Raw genomic sequence first — 16,561 nt, forward strand, 5'->3', positions numbered from 1 at the left:
GTTTGGCCCCGGCGGCGAATGGCGCCGTGGCCGGTAGGGATCGAGGAGCGAGGCAGTGGGATATGAAGACTGACGTAGTGGTTCTCGGCGCCGGCATCGTCGGCATATCCACCGCCATCCACCTGGCGCGGCGCGGCAAATCGGTGGTGCTGCTCGATCGCCGCGGTGCAGGCGAAGAAACATCCTACGGCAATGCCGGGCTCATCCAGCGCGAGGGTGTGTTTCCCTACGGTTTCCCGCATGATTTCGGAGCGCTGTTCCGCTACGCGCTCAACAACACCATCGATGCGCATTACCACATCCGCGCCTTGCCGGGCCTGGTGCCGTTCCTGGCGCGCTACTGGTGGCATTCGGGTTTCACCCAGCACCAGCGTATCGCCCACATGTATGCCCCGCTGATCGAACATTCGATCGTCGAGCATGAGGATCTCATCAACGCATCCGGCGCCGGCGACCTGATCCGCAAGGACGGCTGGATGAAGGTCTTCCGCACAGAGAAGGAACGCGACGCCGCCTACAAGGATGCGGAGAAACTGTCGGCCGGTTTCGGCGTCAATCACCAGAAGCTCTCGACCAGCGAATTGAAGACGATCGAGCCTTCCATCAAGGCCGATCTCGTCGGCGGCCTGCGCTGGAGCGATCCCTGGTCTATCCGCGATCCGCACAGCCTCAACAAGGCTTATCTTGCCTATTTCCAGTCGCTCGGCGGGCGTCTCGTTTCCGGCGACGCGGCAACGGTGGAGCACATCCTTGAAGGCCCAGGCTGGCGGGTGGCAACGCCCGAAGGTCCGCTTGAGGCGCATGAGGTGGTCGTTGCGCTTGGCCCCTGGGCCGATACCGTGACGCGCAAGCTCGGCTACCACTTCCCGCTTGCCGTCAAGCGCGGCTATCACATGCACTACGGAACTCAAGAGGGCGCACAGCTCAACAACTGGGTGCTGGACGCGGAGAAGGGCTATTTCCTGGCGCCGATGCAACGCGGTATCCGCCTGACGACGGGTGCGGAATTTGCCTGGCGCGATGCGCCAAAAACACCGGTGCAGCTCACCCGCGCCGAGCGGGTGGCGCGTGAATTCTTCCCGCTGGCGGAGCGCCGCGACGAGGAGCCGTGGATGGGCGCTCGGCCCTGCACGCCCGACATGATGCCGATCATCGGCAAGGCGCCGCGGCATCAGGGCCTGTGGTTTGCCTTCGGGCATGCCCATCACGGCATGACGCTCGGGCCTGTCACCGGCCGGGCACTCGCCGAAGCCATGACCGGAGAGAAGACCGTGATCGATATCGCGCCCTATCGGCCAGAGCGCTTCTTCTCCTGATCGTTGTTCCGATCGACAAAAGAGGCCGGAAGCATCGCATCCGGCCTCTTTGCATTTGATCTGCATCCGCGCAGATGGCGCTCTAGGCGTTGGTGCCGCCGTCGATGGTAAATTCGGCACCGGTTACGCCACGCGCGTCCGGTCCAGCGAGCCAGGCGACGAGAGCCGCCACTTCGTCCGCATCGTTGAAGCGGGGGATTGCCATCAGGCCGCGCTGCGGATCCGCATGCGCGCCATCCTGCGGGTTCATGTCGGTATGGGTCGAGCCGGGATGGACGATATTGACGGTGATGCTTTTCGGCCCGAGGTCGCGCGCGACCGCCTTGGTAAAGCCGACGAGCGCAGACTTGCTGAGCGCATAAAGACTGATGCCCGGAAAGGGGACGCGCTGGGCCAGATTGCTGCCGACCGAAATGATGCGCCCGCCATCCGGCATGTGTCTGGCCGCAGCGCTCGTGGCCAGCACCACCGCCTTCACGTTGATGTCCACCGTGCGATCGAAATCCTCCGCTGTTACCTCGGTGATGGCGGTCGCTTCATAAATGCCGGCATTGTTGACGAGAATGTCGATGCGTCCGTACCGTTCGACGACCGCCTTGACGGCGGCTTCCACCGCCTCGCCGTCGCGGTTGTCGGCACGAATGGCGAGCGCCTTGCCACCCGATTGCTCGATTTCGGCAACCAGCGCATCGGCCTTGGCCTGCGATTGGCCATAGGTAATGGCAACAACGGCCCCCTCGCTTGCCAGCCGCCTGGTGATCGCCGCACCAATGCCGCGCCCGCCGCCTGTCACCAACGCTATCCTGTCCTTCAAATTCGTCACGTCCAGCTCCATATTTGTAGTGATCGATACATATAAAGATGGCGACTTGCTTCACCCTGTCAAGTCATTTATGTATTGATCGATACAAAATGGAGTTCTGGCGATGTCCAACCGCGGCCGACCCCGCACCTTTTCGCGCGACGAAGCGCTGAGAAGTGCCATGGAAATCTTCTGGGACAAGGGTTTCGACAACACTTCGCTTGCCGACCTGACACGGGTTATGGGGCTCAATCCGCCGAGCCTCTATGCCGCCTTCGGCAGCAAGGCGAAACTCTTCCTGGAGGCTGTCGATCTCTATGGTCGCACCGACGGCGCCGGCATCTGGGAGTTTCTCGACAGCGCGCCGACGGCAAAGGAGGCGGTCCACGACCTGTTGCGGCGATCGGCTGAGAATTTCACCCAATGGGCAGAACCGCGCGGCTGCATGGTCGTGCTTTCGGCCCCGCAGATGGAGGGTGGTGAACCGGCGGTGTGCGACGGTCTGAAGGCCCGACGGTTGGAAAAGCAGGTCGCCTTGCAGAGCCGCCTCAAGCGTGGCGTGGCGGAGCGCGATCTTCCCGAAGGCACTGACTGCGATGCGGTTGCCGCCTATGTGACGGCGATCCAACACGGGATGTCGATTCATGCCCGCGACGGAGCGACGCGCCAGACCCTCCTGGCGATCGCCGACTGTTGTGCGGCGGGATGGGACACAATGGTAGCGGGCGTAGCGACGAAGGCTCAAGGGTAATTTCGGACGTCGATGCCTCCGCGGGCGTCGGCCCGCCTAGCTGGTCTTCAGACCGCATGGATCCTGGCCCAACTTATGTGCCTGCCCCGCGCCCTCTTGTCATTTCGAAGGACGCAATAGCAGACCTTTGCCGGAAGAGATGCTTCCGGCAAAGGCAAAGCATGGCGACAGAACCGTTACTGCGCCGGTGCAGGCTGTGTAGTCGTGCCATCCGTTGCCGGCGGCGTCGTACTCTGCTGCGGCGTCGCTTCCGGAGCGGTCATCGTTCCGCCCGACGGCGCGGTGGTCGTGTCTGCCGGCGGCGTGGTCGTCGTATCCGTTGCTGGCGGGGTCGCCGTCTGGCCTGATGTCGACTGGTCTGTCGTGGCCGGTGGCGTCGCCGTTTCCGTCGTATCCCGCGACAGTTCGGCCGGCAGCCAAGCGATCAGGGCGAGCACGAGGCCGGCAAGCAGGATGATGACGAGCGGCCAGCTGCTACGCCCGGAGCGGACCGGTGCGGGATCGTTTGGCAGCGGTGTCGGCTGACCTGTCACCGGGTCGACGAGCGGCTTTTCCTTAAACTCTTCATGTTGATTCATCGCGTTTACATCCTTTCTGGGCGTCCACCGGCTATGGGTGTTGTCTGGCCGGAACGGCCTCGGCAAGGACCGGGGACCGGATTGTGCGGCCGCAAACTGTCGTTGCGAACCTGCATGCTCGACTGGACGCGCTCTGCAACAAAAACGCGCGAAAACTTGCAATGTTCCATCGGGTACAACCGGTTGGATCGCGCACGCTTTACAGCCCGCTGTTTTCGCTGCAAGAAAGTCGTCTCTTTGGGGGGCGATCATGACGCTTGAGGCATACCGAAGCGGAACCTTTGTCGGACGTGTCTGGCGCTCCGATGTCGACGGTCCGGCGCTCGTGACCATCAGGGCTGGCGCGATTGTCGACATCACCTCGAAACTGGCGCCCACCATGCGCGACCTGTTGGAGCTTCCCGACCCGATCGCCCATATCCGCCAGCTGGATGGTGAACGGCTTGCGTCGGTGACGGATCTGCTCGCGGGCGAGGGAGAGGGCTCGAGCATTCGGCTGCTTGCCCCCTGCGATCTCCAGGCGGTGAAAGCCTGCGGCGTCACCTTTGCGCGCTCGATGATCGAACGCGTCATCGAAGAGCGGGCGGCCGGCGATGCCGCTCGCGCCGAGGCGATCCGCGCGCGCGTCACCGCCGTCATCGGCGATAGCCTGCGCAACCTGAAGGCCGGTTCGCCCGAGGCGGCGCGCGTCAAAGCCGCGCTGATCGAGGAGGGCGTCTGGTCTCAATATCTTGAGGTCGGCATCGGCCCGGATGCGGAGGTTTTTACCAAGGCGCAGGTGTTGTCTTCGGTCGGCTCAGGGGCGGAGGTCGGGCTCCATCCGATCTCGCGCTGGAACAATCCGGAGCCGGAAATCGTGCTGGCCGTCGCCTCCGACGGCGCCGTCAAGGGCGCGACGCTCGGCAACGATGTCAATCTGCGCGACGTCGAGGGCCGGTCCGCTCTGCTGCTCGGCAAGGCGAAGGACAACAACGCCTCCTGCGCCATCGGGCCTTTCATCCGCCTGCTCGACGAGACCTATACGATCGACCATGTCCGCAATGCCGAACTCGAACTGGTGGTCGAGGGCGCCGATGGCTACCGCCTGAAGGGAGCGAGCAGCATGGCGGAGATTAGTCGTGATCCGCTCGACCTCGTTGCCCAGACCATCGGGCCCCATCATCAATACCCCGATGGATTGATGCTGTTTATGGGCACCCTGTTTGCCCCGATCGAAGACCGCGACGAGAAGGGCCAGGGTTTTACCCACAGGATCGGCGACGTCGTGACGATTTCAAACGCCGAACTCGGCAGCCTGACGAACACCGTGCGCCTATCGACGGACTGCCCACCCTGGACCTTCGGCACGGCCGCGCTGATGCGCAACCTTGCCAGGCGCGGCTTGCTTTAACATCGCCCTTTGCTGCTTGCCCATGCAGCCTGAAACCAGCGTCCAGATCAGCCGCTTGGCAAGGTGGCCGGCCTAAACGACGAAAGGCCCGCCGATCTTCATCGGCGGGCCCTTCATGTGACTGTACGGCTTAGGCCTGGCTGTTGTCTTCAACAGGTGCGTCCGGTCCGTTCTTCTTGATCGAATCGATAGCGTTTTGAGCGCTGGCCTTGCTTGAGTAGCCTTCGGTCGAAAACATCACTTCGCTGTTGTACTTGAAGCGAACCCGGTACTCGCCGGCCTTGTCTTTGTAGATCTCGAACTTATGAGCCATGTGCCCTCCCATATGTAACGGTGAATCACGCAAGGACTAGCGTGGCAGTTGCAAGCGGCGTTGACAAGATGTCGGCGGTCTCATTCAAATCGACACGTCCGCTTCATGTGGTCTTGATGAGCGCATGGCTGGTTGCGCAATTTTCGCGCACCAACCAACTCCGCACTGGAAAGGCAGAACCCACGATGAGCACGGAGACCGAAGCCCGCTTCTGGAATCGGACGTCGCGGGCGTACGCAGCCGGCAAGATTGTCGACCGCGCCGGATATCAGTGCACGTTGGAGCGAACCCGCGCGCTGTTGGGATCAAGTGACAGGGTCCTCGAGCTTGGCTGCGGCACCGGGACGACGGCGCTCGAGCTTGCCGGCCACGTATACAGCTATGTCGCGACAGATCTTTCGACCGAAATGATCGCGATCGCCGAGGAAAAACGCGCCGTCGACCCCGTCGCGGGCTTGAGCTTCCGCACCGCGACCGCCGACATGCTGTCACCCACCGACATGCAGTTCGATGTCGTCATTGGGTTCAACTATCTGCATCTGCTGCGAGACCTGCCCGGCACGCTCGGCCGTATCTACGCCCTGCTTGCAAGGAACGGCCAGTTCATTTCCAAGACACCTTGCATCGGCGATATGAACCCTCTCATCCGGCATGCCCTGTTGCCGGCGATGCGCGCGCTGGGCAAAGCGCCCTATACCGGCATCTTTCGGGCTGCGGACCTGTGCCGGAGCATCCATGCTGCGGGCTTCGATATCGTTGCAACGGAAGATCACGCAGCCAGGGGTAACGACAACAGTCCCTACATCGTGGCGCACAAGCGATGATTGGAAGTTCGAAGCGGTCGCCTTCGCAAGTGTTGCCGCGCCGGAGCCTGCGATCTCGGGCTTGCCAAGCATCACCTGATTGATTGCGCACCGGGGCTTGGAGCGGCCGTGCCGGCCATGGTGGCAAGCCCGGTTCGGCAGAAATTCGTCGCGATGTTCGGCATGCGACGTCCTCTATGGACGCCGAAGCCGTTGCCACACAACGAATGGCCTTGCGGTCAGAATGACCGGGTGTTGTTCGACCAGATCGGCCCCAGGCGCTCTTCTTCCTTGATGCTGTTCGTCCCGTAGGAGAACCGCAGGCCACCGAAGATGGTGCTGGTGTCGCCCGACACCGAAGAGCCGAAACCGGAAATCTCCTCGTTGGCGTACTTGTAGCCGCCGAACACGGTGACCGGGAAGTATGCAGGGCGATAGTTGGCCGTCAGCTTCAGGCTACTGATGTCGTAGTCGATGCCGCTGTCGGTGATGCGGTCGAGCGCGCCGTCGAGATCGAAACGTATATGGTCGGTGGCATAGACGCGGGCGCCGAGCGCGACCATGTAATGATCGGCGTCCAAACCTTCCCACCGCGCCTGGCCGTAGCCGGCCGCGCCGTGAATGGTCCACGTATCCTGGAAATAAGCGCCTTCGATGCCGCCCATATAGTCGTTGATGTGGCTGTCGAACCCTGCATCGAGACGCGCCGCCTGAACGAACGCGCCGACGGCATAGACACTGTCGCGGTAGTAACCGTGCAGGGTGCCGCTGTAGCTATTCGTGCTGGCGTCCTCGATCGAGGCGCTGGTGTAGCCGAGATCCGTCTGGAGATTGAAGCCGCCGCCCGCGTCGAAGTTGACGGCGCCCCGCAGCGCCCAGGCATCGGCATCGATATCGCCGGGCGAATCGATGACGCTTCCATAGGCGCCTTCGATGTATCCCGTGACGCCAAGAGACGGTTGTTCGACCGGCGCTTCATAGTAGTCGCCCGTCCCGACCAGCGGCCCGTCAATATCGGCGGCTGCTGCGAGCGGTGCGCTCGACAAAAGAAAAACAAGAAAACTGTTCGCCCGAAACATCTGCCCACCCCGCTGGAAACCCTACCGAAGAGTAAGCAAACATCGTTAATGCAATCTGAAGGCGCATCGAGCTTGTATGGCATCTGATGTGAAGGCTGCGAACGCGGTGGTGTCTTTTTGAAAGAGGCGCTCAAGGTGGCGCAGTGCGCGCAAAATACACGCTTTCCGGCGCGATCATGTTACTGAATTCGTTTTTGAAAGAGTTTGGCTGGGGAACCTGGATTCGAACCAGGACTAACGGAGTCAGAGTCCGTGGGTCTACCGTTAACCTATTCCCCAAAGCCGCCGTCGGGGCGAAGCCCGTCGGGTTGGTTGGCGGGCTTATAAACAAATCAGCGGCCGATGCAAATACCTTTTGCAAAAAAATCGCGCATGAAGCGAAGATTGTCTCGCGGCGGTGAAGGGAACGGGACGGCTTGGCGCTGAACTTGCCTTGTTTGCGGGGGATGGGCCGGACCGGCCGCTCGTCCGCATTGTTGTGCACAAGCCGTTTCTCAAAAAAAGTTTGGCGAATGGGGGCGGCGCTGGTACAGTCGCCCCAACGAAAAATCGAGAAAGCGCCTTGAGCGGCTGATAAAGCTTTGCGCGGCGCGATGGTTGAGACAAGTGAAAGACCCCGATCACGGCGAAAAGCCGTCCGAATCCGGGGCGTCGGCAGCAGGCCGTAGCGATGGACACAAGATGGTTCCGCGCAACGGCAAGGGCAAGCGGAAACGGCGCAAGTCGTCTGCTTCGCCGTCTGCAATTGCCAGCCAACCCGGCGGTGCCGGCATGGCAGGGCGTCCCGCAGGACCAGACGATGCGGAACCGGCGCGCAAGCGCAAACGGCGTCGTCGTTCGAAATCCGCAAAACAGCAGGCTCAGGCTGCACCCGCATCTGCGGGTAGCCGCGATGTGCAGCTTGTCGACCCGGCCATGGGCGACAGGAAAGGGCACAAGCGCAACAAGAAGGCGCGGCATCGTCGTGGCATTCAGGGGCGGCCACTCACCTCGGGCGAGCGGCAGCAGGCGCAGTCGCGCCCCAATGACGGGGCGGCCGTATCCAGGCCCGCTGCGCCTCAGCCTGGCGGACAAGCGCCGTCGCGTTCCGACCAGCCTCGCGCACCCTTCGTTGCCGCCAGCGAGCCGCCGGCGCCGCTTTATGCGGCACTGGATCTCGGCACCAACAATTGCCGTCTGCTGATTGCGCAGCCGACCCGTCCCGGCCAGTTCCGGGTGGTCGACGCCTTCTCGCGCATCGTCAGGCTTGGTGAGGGACTGGGCGCCAGCGGCCGGTTGTCCGATGACGCGATGGACCGCGCCGTCGAGGCGCTGAAGGTCTGCGCCACCAAGCTGGGCGGGCGTCTCATTCGGCGCAGCCGGTTGATCGCAACCGAAGCCGCGCGTGCGGCAGCAAACGGCGAAAGCTTCCTTGAGCGCGTCGCCAAGGAAACGGGGCTCGAGCTGGAGATCATCAACCGCGAGACGGAGGCGCGGCTTGCAGTGTCCGGCTGCTCGTCGCTGGTTGATCGCGAGACGCGCTCCGTCGTTCTCTTCGATATCGGCGGCGGATCCTCGGAGATCGCGGTCATCCGCATCGGCGACAACAGATCCAACCGTCTCGCCAACCACATCACCCACTGGACCTCGCTGCCGGTCGGCGTCGTGACCCTTTCCGAGCGCCACGGCGGCCAGCATGTGACGCCTGCAAGCTTCGAAGCCATGGTGCAGGAAGTCGAGGGCATGCTGTCGCGTTTCGACAGCCCGCCGGTCGAGGCGCTGGCAACGGGCATTGCCGGCAGCGGCTTCCACCTGATCGGCACCTCGGGCACGGTGACGACGCTTGCCGGCGTTCACCTGGACCTGCCGCGCTATGACCGTCGTCGCGTCGACGGGCTCTGGCTGTCCGACGACGAGGTCTCCGCCATGCAGGCGCGGCTTCTGTCCTGGGATTTTGATGCGCGGGCGGCAAACCCCTGCATAGGCCCCGATCGCGCCGATCTGGTGCTGGCCGGTTGCGCGATCCTCGAAGCAATCCGCCGCCGCTGGCCCTCGACGCGCATGCGCGTTGCCGATCGCGGGCTGCGGGAAGGCTTGCTCACCGACATGATGGCCGACGATGGCGCCTGGCGTCGCTCGCGGCCGCGCAGGCATCAGCGCAGCTCGACCACATAATTCCTTCAATCGGAAATCGATTTAGGCAATTGTGCGATAACATCTGCAGATACGGCAGGCCCGGCGCGTCCGAAGCGATGCGCGGCCGTCGCCGCCACGAAGGATAAAACATATGACGAAACCTCCTGTTGGCGGCAACCGCAGCGGCCGAAAGCTTGGCCAGAAGGTCAAGAAGGGCAAGCTCAAGGCGTCGTCCCGTCGCTGGATCGAGCGCCACATCAACGATCCCTATGTCCAGCGCGCCCAGCTCGAAGGCTACCGGGCCCGCGCCGCCTTCAAGCTTCTGGAGATCGACGAGAAGCACAAGATCCTCAATGGTGCCCGCCGCATCATCGACTTGGGGGCCGCCCCCGGCAGCTGGTCGCAGATCGCCGCCAAGGTGACCAGCTCGACGGATGGCGACCCGCGTGTTGCAGCGATCGACTTCCTGGAGATGGATCCCCTGCCTGGCGTGCGCATCCTGCAGATGGATTTCCTTGACCCGCAGGCGCCTGAAAAGCTGATGGAAGCGATCGGCGGCACGCCGGACCTGGTCATCTCCGACATGGCGGCGCCGACGACGGGGCACCGCCAGACGGACCATTTCCGCACCATGCATCTCTGCGAAGTCGCGGCGCATTTCGCCGTCGACGTTCTCGCCGAAGGTGGGCATTTCCTGGCAAAAACCTTCCAGGGAGGCACCGAGCGCGACCTGCTCAACATGCTCAAGCAGAACTTCCGCCAGGTCATTCACATCAAGCCGGCGTCTTCGCGCGCCGAATCGGTGGAGATGTTCCTGCTTGCCAAGGGCTTCAAGGGACGCCGTGCGACCGACGCGGATGAGCCCGCAGAAGACGAGGCGGCGGACTGAGCCATGCTGCTTTACGTGACGGTCGGCACCAACGATCTCGACGGCGCGGGCGCGTTTTACGACCCGGTTCTGGCGACGTTGGGGTACCGCCGTCAGCGGCAGGACGAGACCGAAATCGGCTATGGCGCCGACGGCGACATCAGGTGCCGGTTCTGGGTGGTGACGCCGTTCAATGGTAAGCCGGCAACCTTCGGCAACGGCGTAACGATCGCGCTTGTGGCCGAAACGCGCGCGGCGGTCGACGCCTTCCACGCAGCAGCCCTTGCCCAGGGAGGTATCGACGAGGGAGCGCCGGGCCTGCGTCCATTCCACGCCCATTTCTACGGCGCCTGGGTGCGCGATCTCGACGGCAACAAGCTGTCGGCGGTCTGCGAGCGGCCGGAATAGCCCTTAGGCCAACCCGCCCCGATATTATTTTCCTGCCGACGTTTCGATCTCGCGCACGGGCAGCCTGTGTCCGGAGACCGAGGCGCCGGCATTCTTCGCCATCGTCACGAAAGGTATTGCCGCCAGAAGGTTGGCGATCGCAATGATCATGAACGCTGTGTGGAAGTTGTCGAGCTGCAGCGGGCCGCCGCTGAGCGACGTCTCGATTTCAAGAATCGCGCCGGCAACGGCAACCCCAAGCGCCAGACTGATCTGTTGCAGGACGGCGCTCATCGACGTTGCCTTGCTGGCGTCGGCGTCGTCGATATCGGCAAAGGACAGCGCATTGACGCTGGTGAAAAAGAACGAGCGGGCAAAACCGGCGATCAGGAGGATCGTGATCATCACAAGATAGGGCGTTGCCGGTGTGAAGAAGCCGTTGGCGAAGGTGGTGACTGCAGCAATGATGGCCGCGATGATCAGCGTCGTGCGGAAGCCGGCAAAGGCGAGCACCCGGCGCGCGTAGAACTTGGTGGTGATCGCACCGACCGCGCCGATGAAGGTGATCATGCCGGACTGGAACGGGTTGAGGCCGAAGCCGACCTGCAACATCAGCGGCATCAGGAAGGGCACGGCGCCGACGGAGATGCGGAACACCGTGCCGCCGATCTGGGCGGCGCGAAAGGCGCTGTCGTGAAACAGCTTGAGGTCAAGGATCGGGTGTGGATGGCGCCTGGCATGGGCGATGTAGAGCAGGGTGGCGATCACGCCCGTGATCACCGAACCGATACCGATGATCGGCGGCAGTGCCGGCAGGCTGATGACCGACAGGCCGAAGACGACGCCGGATGCGGCGATGCCGCCGAGCAGGAAGCCGACAATGTCGACCGGCGGCGGATTGCGTGGTTCCATGTGGGGCAGGTAGATGCCGGAGAGGATATAGCCGGCGATGCCGACGGGCACGTTGATCAGGAAGATCCAGTGCCAGGAGAAGTAGGTGGTGATGAAGCCGCCGAGCGGCGGGCCGGCAAGCGGCCCGACCAGCGCCGGGATCGTCAGGAGCGCCATCGCCGAGACGAGCTCGCTGCGCGGCGCGCTGCGCACCAGCACCAGGCGGGCGACCGGCGTCATCATCGCGCCGCCCATGCCCTGCAGGAACCGCGACAGCACGAAGGCGAGCAGGCTGTTGGAGATGGCGCAGAGGATCGAGCCGGCGATGAAGACAAGGATAGCCGCGCGAAAGATCTTCTTGGCGCCGAAGCGATCGGCCATCCAGCCGCTCAAGGGAATGAAGATCGCCAGCGACACCATGTAGGCGGTCAGCGCCAGCTTGAGAGTGATCGGCCCGACGCCGATGTCGCGGGCAATGGCCGGCAGCGACGTGGAAATGACGGTGGAATCCATCTGCTCCATGAAGAGCGCGACGGCAAGGATCATCGGGACGATACGGTTCATGCGAATGTGCCTTGGGGGTGGGCGGCGTCAGCGTGGGCTCCAAGCTAGCGCTTCCGATGGCTTTGTCGGGACCAAACCGACGATTGCAGATCAAAAGCCTGTGATCCCGCCTGTCCATTGCTGTCAAGACGCTACTTCTCGCCCGGTGATAGCAAGAGGCAGTGATCGCGGGAGAAAATGATGACGAATGACATGACGATGAAGCGCCGCACCTTGATGACGGCGGGAACAATGGGTGTATTGGCGGCACCCTCATTCATGACCGGGTTTGCCACGGCCCAGGAAAAGACGGACAGTCAGAACATGCAACCAGCCCATCCGCCCATCCGGGCGCTCAAACTCGGCGCTTTCAAGGTCGTGGTCATCTGCGATGGCACACGCACCTCTGCCAAACCGCACGAGACCTATGGCACCAACCAGTCGGAACAGGCGGTATCCGAGCTGCTGGCGCTGAGCTTTCTACCGACCGACGCGCTGGTCAACAGCTATTCACCAGTCCTTGTCGATACCGGGACAGAGGTGATCCTGTTCGACACCGGCTTGGGCGAAGCCGGGCGCGAAGCGGGATCCGGCCGTCTCATCGATGGTATCCGTGCTGCCGGCTACACGCCCGAGGGCGTCTCCGTCGTTGTCCTCACCCATATGCACGGCGATCATATCGGCGGCCTGATGGAAGGCGGAAAGCCGGCCTTTGCCAATGCCCGCTATGTCATCGGTGAAGCGGAATTTGCCTTCTGGAAGGATCCGGCCCGGGTCGGCACGCCGGCAGAAGGTGGCCACAAGGGCGTGCTGGAAAAAGTGGTGCCGCTCGCCGAAAAGGCGACGTTCATCGGCGACGGGGCGCAGGTCGCTCCGGGCATTTCGGCGATCGCCGCCTTCGGTCATTCGCCCGGCCATATGGTGTTTCGTCTGGAATCGGACGGTAAGGCGATGATGCTGACAGCCGATACCGCCAACCACTATGTCCTGTCTCTGCAGCGACCGGACTGGGAGGTCCGTTTCGACATGGACAAGGCGGCAGCTGCCGCCTCGCGCCGCAAGGTTTTCGGCATGATCGCGAGCGAAAGGTTGCCTTTCATTGGCTATCACATGCCATTCCCCGCCGTCGGCTTCGTGGAAGCGCAGGACCAGGGTTATCGGTTCGTGCCGGCAAGCTATCAGCTCGATATCTGAGCATTTGACAGCCAAAATGTTGCTCCGCAACAACAATAGGGGAAGCCCGGGACATTTCCCGGGCTTTGCTATTTTCATCGTGACATATCCGTGTTACGAGCCCTCGCCAACTTCCAAGACAAGCTTTGAAGTCACCCGGTGGGCAAATCGCAGCCCGTTTCCCGGGGATTTTCGTTATTGAAGGGAATTGGCCATGGCGCGTATCATCGAAACGGCAACCGGTCTGGAGGCTCTGACCTTCGACGACGTTCTGCTCCAGCCCGGGCATTCCGAAGTCATGCCGGGACAGACGAATATCTCGACCCGCATCGCGCAGGATATCGACCTCAACCTCCCGATCCTTTCCTCGGCCATGGACACCGTGACCGAAGGCCGCCTGGCGATCGCCATGGCGCAGGCCGGCGGCATCGGCGTCATCCACCGCAACCTGACACCGGTCGAGCAGGCCGAAGAGGTTCGTCAGGTCAAGAAGTTCGAAAGCGGCATGGTGGTCAACCCGGTGACGATCGGTCCCGATGGCACGCTGGCAGATGCGCTCGGCCTGATGAAGATCCATGGCATTTCCGGCATTCCGGTCGTCGAGAACGGCGGCAACGGTGGCCAGAAGCAGGGCCGCCTCGTCGGTATCCTCACCAACCGCGACGTTCGCTTCGCGTCTGATCCGAACCAGAAGATCTACGAGTTGATGACGCGTGAAAACCTGATCACCGTCAAGGAAAGCGTCGACCAGCAGGAAGCCAAGCGCCTCTTGCACATGCACCGCATCGAGAAGCTGCTGGTCGTCGACGGTGATGGCCGCTGCGTCGGCCTCATCACCGTCAAGGATATCGAAAAGTCACAGCTGAACCCGAATGCCTCCAAGGATGCGCAGGGTCGTCTTCGCGCCGCCGCCGCCATCTCCGTCGGCGATGATGGCTTCGAGCGCGCCGAACGTCTGATCGATGCCGGCGTCGACCTCATCGTCGTCGATACCGCCCACGGCCATTCGCAGCGCGTTCTCGACGCGGTCACCCGCGTCAAGACGCTGTCGAACTCGGTTCGCATCATGGCCGGCAACGTCGCCACCGCTGATGGCACCAAGGCGTTGATCGACGCCGGTGCTGACGCCGTCAAGGTCGGCATCGGCCCGGGCTCGATCTGCACCACGCGCATTGTCGCCGGTGTCGGCGTCCCGCAGCTGGCCGCGATCATGGCAGCCGTCGAAGCCGCTCAGGCCTCGGACATTCCGGTAATTGCCGATGGCGGCATCAAGTTCTCCGGCGACCTCGCCAAGGCGATCGCTGCCGGCGCTTCGGCCGTCATGGTCGGCTCGCTGCTCGCCGGTACTGACGAAAGCCCGGGCGAAGTGTTCCTCTACCAGGGCCGGTCGTTCAAGGCCTATCGCGGCATGGGCTCCGTCGGTGCAATGGCGCGCGGCTCGGCCGACCGCTATTTCCAGGCCGAAGTCCGCGACACGCTGAAGCTCGTTCCCGAAGGCATCGAAGGCCAGGTGCCGTACAAGGGCCCGGTCTCCGGCGTTCTGCACCAGCTCGCCGGCGGCCTGAAGGCCTCGATGGGCTATGTCGGCGGCGCGACGATCAAGGATTATCAGGAGCGCGCCACCTTCGTGCGCATCTCCGGTGCCGGCCTGCGCGAAAGCCACGCCCATGACGTCACCATCACGCGCGAAAGCCCGAACTATCCGGGTTCGCACTAAGCATCTTCTCGGGGGCGCCTTCCGGCGCCCCCGTTCCTTCCTGATACGAGGCGCCGCCCGGCGCCCCTGTCTTTCCTGAGTGGATTGTTTCGAGTGGAGCAAGAGCGATGACGGGCTTCGAGATCTTCTGGCCGATGGTGGCGCATGTGCTGCTCGTTTTCGTCCTCTACGCCCTCCTGTCGTTCCGTCGCGTCGGCCTGGTGCGGGCGGGCAAGGTGCAGGTCTCGCAGTTTCGTGAGAACCGGGACGAGCCGGGCGAGAGCCTGGTCGTTCGCAACAGCATCGCCAACCAGTTCGAACTGCCGGTGTTGTTCCACGTCTGCTGCGTGCTCCTCTACATCACCGAGGCGGATAACATCGTCTCGCTGGTCCTCGCCTGGCTGTTCATTGCCTCGCGCTATCTGCATGCCTTCGTTCACGTGACCAGCAACCGCATCCGCTACCGTCGACCACTGTTCATGGCGGGCGTTGCGACGCTCGGAGGCATGTGGATCTGGCTTTCCGTCTGGATGGCGAACAGCTGACCGCTGCCTATGCCTTAGGGCCTGCGGTGTTATCGAGCGCGTGCCGATCAGGGGTTTCGGACGCAAATCTGCGACACTTTCCAAGGTGATCTTCGCGCCTTGATGCGTATCAATTGCTCGTCACTACTTTGCGGATAGTCTGGCTGTTGTTAGCGTAGCTCCGTCGTCGGCGCCCTCGTGCCCATCGACGTCGAACAGACAGCATCGGAGATCGAGATGACCGCAACGATGAAAGCCGCCGTGGTGCGCGAATTCCGCAAGCCGCTCGTGATCGAGGAAATGCCGATACCGGAGCCGGGCCCCGGCCAGGTGCTGATCAAGTTTCAGGCGACCGGCGTCTGCCACACCGACCTGCATGCGGTGAACGGCGACTGGCCGGTCAAACCCAACCCGCCGTTCATCCCGGGCCACGAAGGCGTCGGTTATGTCGCCAAGCTCGGTGCCGGCGTCAAGCGGCTGAAGGAAGGCGACCGTGTCGGCGTGCCGTGGCTGCACACCGCCTGTGGCGGCTGCACCCCCTGCCGCACCGGCTGGGAAACGCTCTGCGGCAGCCAGCAGAACACCGGCTACTCCGTCAACGGCACCTTTGCCGAGTATGGTCTCGCCGATCCTGATTACGTCGGCCGCCTGCCGGACAAGCTCGAATTCGGCCCGGCAGCCCCCATCCTGTGTGCCGGCGTCACGGTCTACAAGGGCTTGAAGGAAACCGAGGTACGCCCCGGCGAATGGGCCCTGATCTCCGGCATCGGTGGCCTCGGCCACATGGCGGTTCAATATGCCAAGGCCATGGGCATGCATGTCGCCGCCGTCGATATCTTCCCCGACAAGCTGGCGCTGGCGAGAAAGCTTGGCGCCGATCTCGTCATCGATGCCCGCGACAAGGACGCCGTCGAGCAGGTTCAGAAGGCGACCGGAGGGGTGCATGGCGCCCTGGTGACGGCGGTGGCCCCGAAGGCGATGGAGCAGGCCTTCAACATGCTGCGCTCCAAGGGAACGATGGCGCTGGTCGGCCTGCCGCCGGGCCAGATGTGCGTGCCGATCTTCGATACGGTGCTGAAGCGCATCACCATCCGCGGCTCTATTGTCGGCACCCGGCAGGATCTCGAGGAATCGCTAGAATTTGCCGGCGAGGGCAAGGTCGCCTCCCATTTCACCTGGGACAAGATCGAGAACATCAACGCCATCTTCCAGCGCATGGAGGAAGGCAAGATCGACGGCCGCATCGTTCTCGATCTCAACAGTTAATCCTGATGTCGCCGGACGTGACCTTTGCCGCGCGTCCGCGGTAACGCAAGTTTGTATATCCGGAGC

Annotated in this window: 16 protein-coding genes and 1 tRNA gene; 11 read left to right on the forward strand and 6 right to left on the reverse strand. The window is 63.0% G+C overall.

The window, feature by feature from the left end:
• Positions 1–62 precede the first annotated feature (62 nt).
• Positions 63–1,316, forward strand: a complete 1,254-nt coding sequence (locus AC1Q80_RS03630; protein WP_173419077.1) for an NAD(P)/FAD-dependent oxidoreductase — start codon at positions 63–65, stop codon at positions 1,314–1,316.
• 82 nt (positions 1,317–1,398) lie between these two features.
• On the opposite strand, the gene AC1Q80_RS03635 is transcribed toward AC1Q80_RS03630, so the two are convergent.
• A complete protein-coding gene (locus AC1Q80_RS03635) occupies positions 1,399–2,145 on the reverse strand; it encodes an SDR family oxidoreductase (protein WP_492359860.1) in 747 nt (248 codons plus the stop codon).
• Positions 2,146–2,242: 97 nt separating this feature from the next.
• On the opposite strand from AC1Q80_RS03635, the gene AC1Q80_RS03640 reads away from it, so the two are divergent.
• Positions 2,243–2,869, forward strand: a complete 627-nt coding sequence (locus AC1Q80_RS03640) for a TetR/AcrR family transcriptional regulator (RefSeq protein ID WP_492359649.1) — start codon at positions 2,243–2,245, stop codon at positions 2,867–2,869.
• A 176-nt stretch (positions 2,870–3,045) separates the two neighbouring features.
• On the opposite strand, the gene AC1Q80_RS03645 is transcribed toward AC1Q80_RS03640, so the two are convergent.
• Entirely contained in the window at positions 3,046–3,447 is a 402-nt protein-coding gene (locus AC1Q80_RS03645; protein ID WP_173419080.1) for a hypothetical protein, read from the reverse strand.
• A gap of 250 nt (positions 3,448–3,697) precedes the next feature.
• On the opposite strand from AC1Q80_RS03645, the gene AC1Q80_RS03650 reads away from it, so the two are divergent.
• Entirely contained in the window at positions 3,698–4,837 is a 1,140-nt protein-coding gene (locus AC1Q80_RS03650; protein ID WP_492359650.1) for a fumarylacetoacetate hydrolase family protein, read from the forward strand.
• Between the two features lie 130 nt (positions 4,838–4,967).
• Here the strand turns inward: AC1Q80_RS03650 and AC1Q80_RS03655 are convergent, their stop codons facing one another.
• Positions 4,968–5,150 carry a YegP family protein gene (locus AC1Q80_RS03655; protein WP_053250386.1) on the reverse strand — a complete coding sequence of 61 codons (183 nt, stop codon included), beginning with the start codon at positions 5,148–5,150 and terminating at the stop codon, positions 4,968–4,970.
• 185 nt (positions 5,151–5,335) lie between these two features.
• On the opposite strand from AC1Q80_RS03655, the gene AC1Q80_RS03660 reads away from it, so the two are divergent.
• The gene (locus AC1Q80_RS03660; RefSeq protein ID WP_492359651.1) at positions 5,336–5,974 is read left to right on the forward strand and encodes a class I SAM-dependent methyltransferase; all 639 of its coding nucleotides are present in this window, start codon (positions 5,336–5,338) and stop codon (positions 5,972–5,974) included.
• Positions 5,975–6,192: 218 nt separating this feature from the next.
• Here AC1Q80_RS03660 and AC1Q80_RS03665 read toward each other — a convergent pair whose 3' ends face one another.
• The gene (locus tag AC1Q80_RS03665; protein ID WP_209787418.1) at positions 6,193–7,032 is read right to left on the reverse strand and encodes a porin family protein; all 840 of its coding nucleotides are present in this window, start codon (positions 7,030–7,032) and stop codon (positions 6,193–6,195) included.
• 205 nt (positions 7,033–7,237) lie between these two features.
• Positions 7,238–7,311, reverse strand: a tRNA-Gln gene (locus tag AC1Q80_RS03670).
• A gap of 327 nt (positions 7,312–7,638) precedes the next feature.
• On the opposite strand from AC1Q80_RS03670, the gene AC1Q80_RS03675 reads away from it, so the two are divergent.
• The 3 genes from AC1Q80_RS03675 to AC1Q80_RS03685 all read left to right on the forward strand — a co-directional run bounded on the left by AC1Q80_RS03675 (position 7,639) and on the right by AC1Q80_RS03685 (position 10,423).
• On the forward strand, positions 7,639–9,186 hold the full coding sequence (locus AC1Q80_RS03675) for a Ppx/GppA phosphatase family protein (protein WP_173419100.1): 1,548 nt from the start codon (positions 7,639–7,641) through the stop codon (positions 9,184–9,186).
• A gap of 112 nt (positions 9,187–9,298) precedes the next feature.
• On the forward strand, positions 9,299–10,036 hold the full coding sequence (locus tag AC1Q80_RS03680; RefSeq protein WP_492359652.1) for an RlmE family RNA methyltransferase: 738 nt from the start codon (positions 9,299–9,301) through the stop codon (positions 10,034–10,036).
• A 3-nt stretch (positions 10,037–10,039) separates the two neighbouring features.
• The gene (locus tag AC1Q80_RS03685) at positions 10,040–10,423 is read left to right on the forward strand and encodes a VOC family protein (protein WP_115420889.1); all 384 of its coding nucleotides are present in this window, start codon (positions 10,040–10,042) and stop codon (positions 10,421–10,423) included.
• Positions 10,424–10,447: 24 nt separating this feature from the next.
• On the opposite strand, the gene AC1Q80_RS03690 is transcribed toward AC1Q80_RS03685, so the two are convergent.
• Positions 10,448–11,857, reverse strand: coding sequence for a DHA2 family efflux MFS transporter permease subunit (locus AC1Q80_RS03690; RefSeq protein WP_492359653.1), 1,410 nt, complete (start codon positions 11,855–11,857; stop codon positions 10,448–10,450).
• Positions 11,858–12,037: 180 nt separating this feature from the next.
• Between AC1Q80_RS03690 and AC1Q80_RS03695 the strand changes: the two genes are divergently transcribed.
• The 4 genes from AC1Q80_RS03695 to adhP all read left to right on the forward strand — a co-directional run bounded on the left by AC1Q80_RS03695 (position 12,038) and on the right by adhP (position 16,495).
• Entirely contained in the window at positions 12,038–13,030 is a 993-nt protein-coding gene (locus AC1Q80_RS03695; RefSeq protein ID WP_492359861.1) for an MBL fold metallo-hydrolase, read from the forward strand.
• Positions 13,031–13,223: 193 nt separating this feature from the next.
• The gene (gene guaB, locus AC1Q80_RS03700) at positions 13,224–14,726 is read left to right on the forward strand and encodes an IMP dehydrogenase (RefSeq protein WP_173419105.1); all 1,503 of its coding nucleotides are present in this window, start codon (positions 13,224–13,226) and stop codon (positions 14,724–14,726) included.
• A 107-nt stretch (positions 14,727–14,833) separates the two neighbouring features.
• A complete protein-coding gene (locus AC1Q80_RS03705; protein ID WP_173419106.1) occupies positions 14,834–15,250 on the forward strand; it encodes an MAPEG family protein in 417 nt (138 codons plus the stop codon).
• A gap of 216 nt (positions 15,251–15,466) precedes the next feature.
• The gene (gene adhP, locus AC1Q80_RS03710; RefSeq protein ID WP_492359654.1) at positions 15,467–16,495 is read left to right on the forward strand and encodes an alcohol dehydrogenase AdhP; all 1,029 of its coding nucleotides are present in this window, start codon (positions 15,467–15,469) and stop codon (positions 16,493–16,495) included.
• The last annotated feature ends 66 nt before the right edge of the window (positions 16,496–16,561 follow it).

Source organism: Ensifer sp. GW823-FHT05D09 (assembly GCF_058795755.1).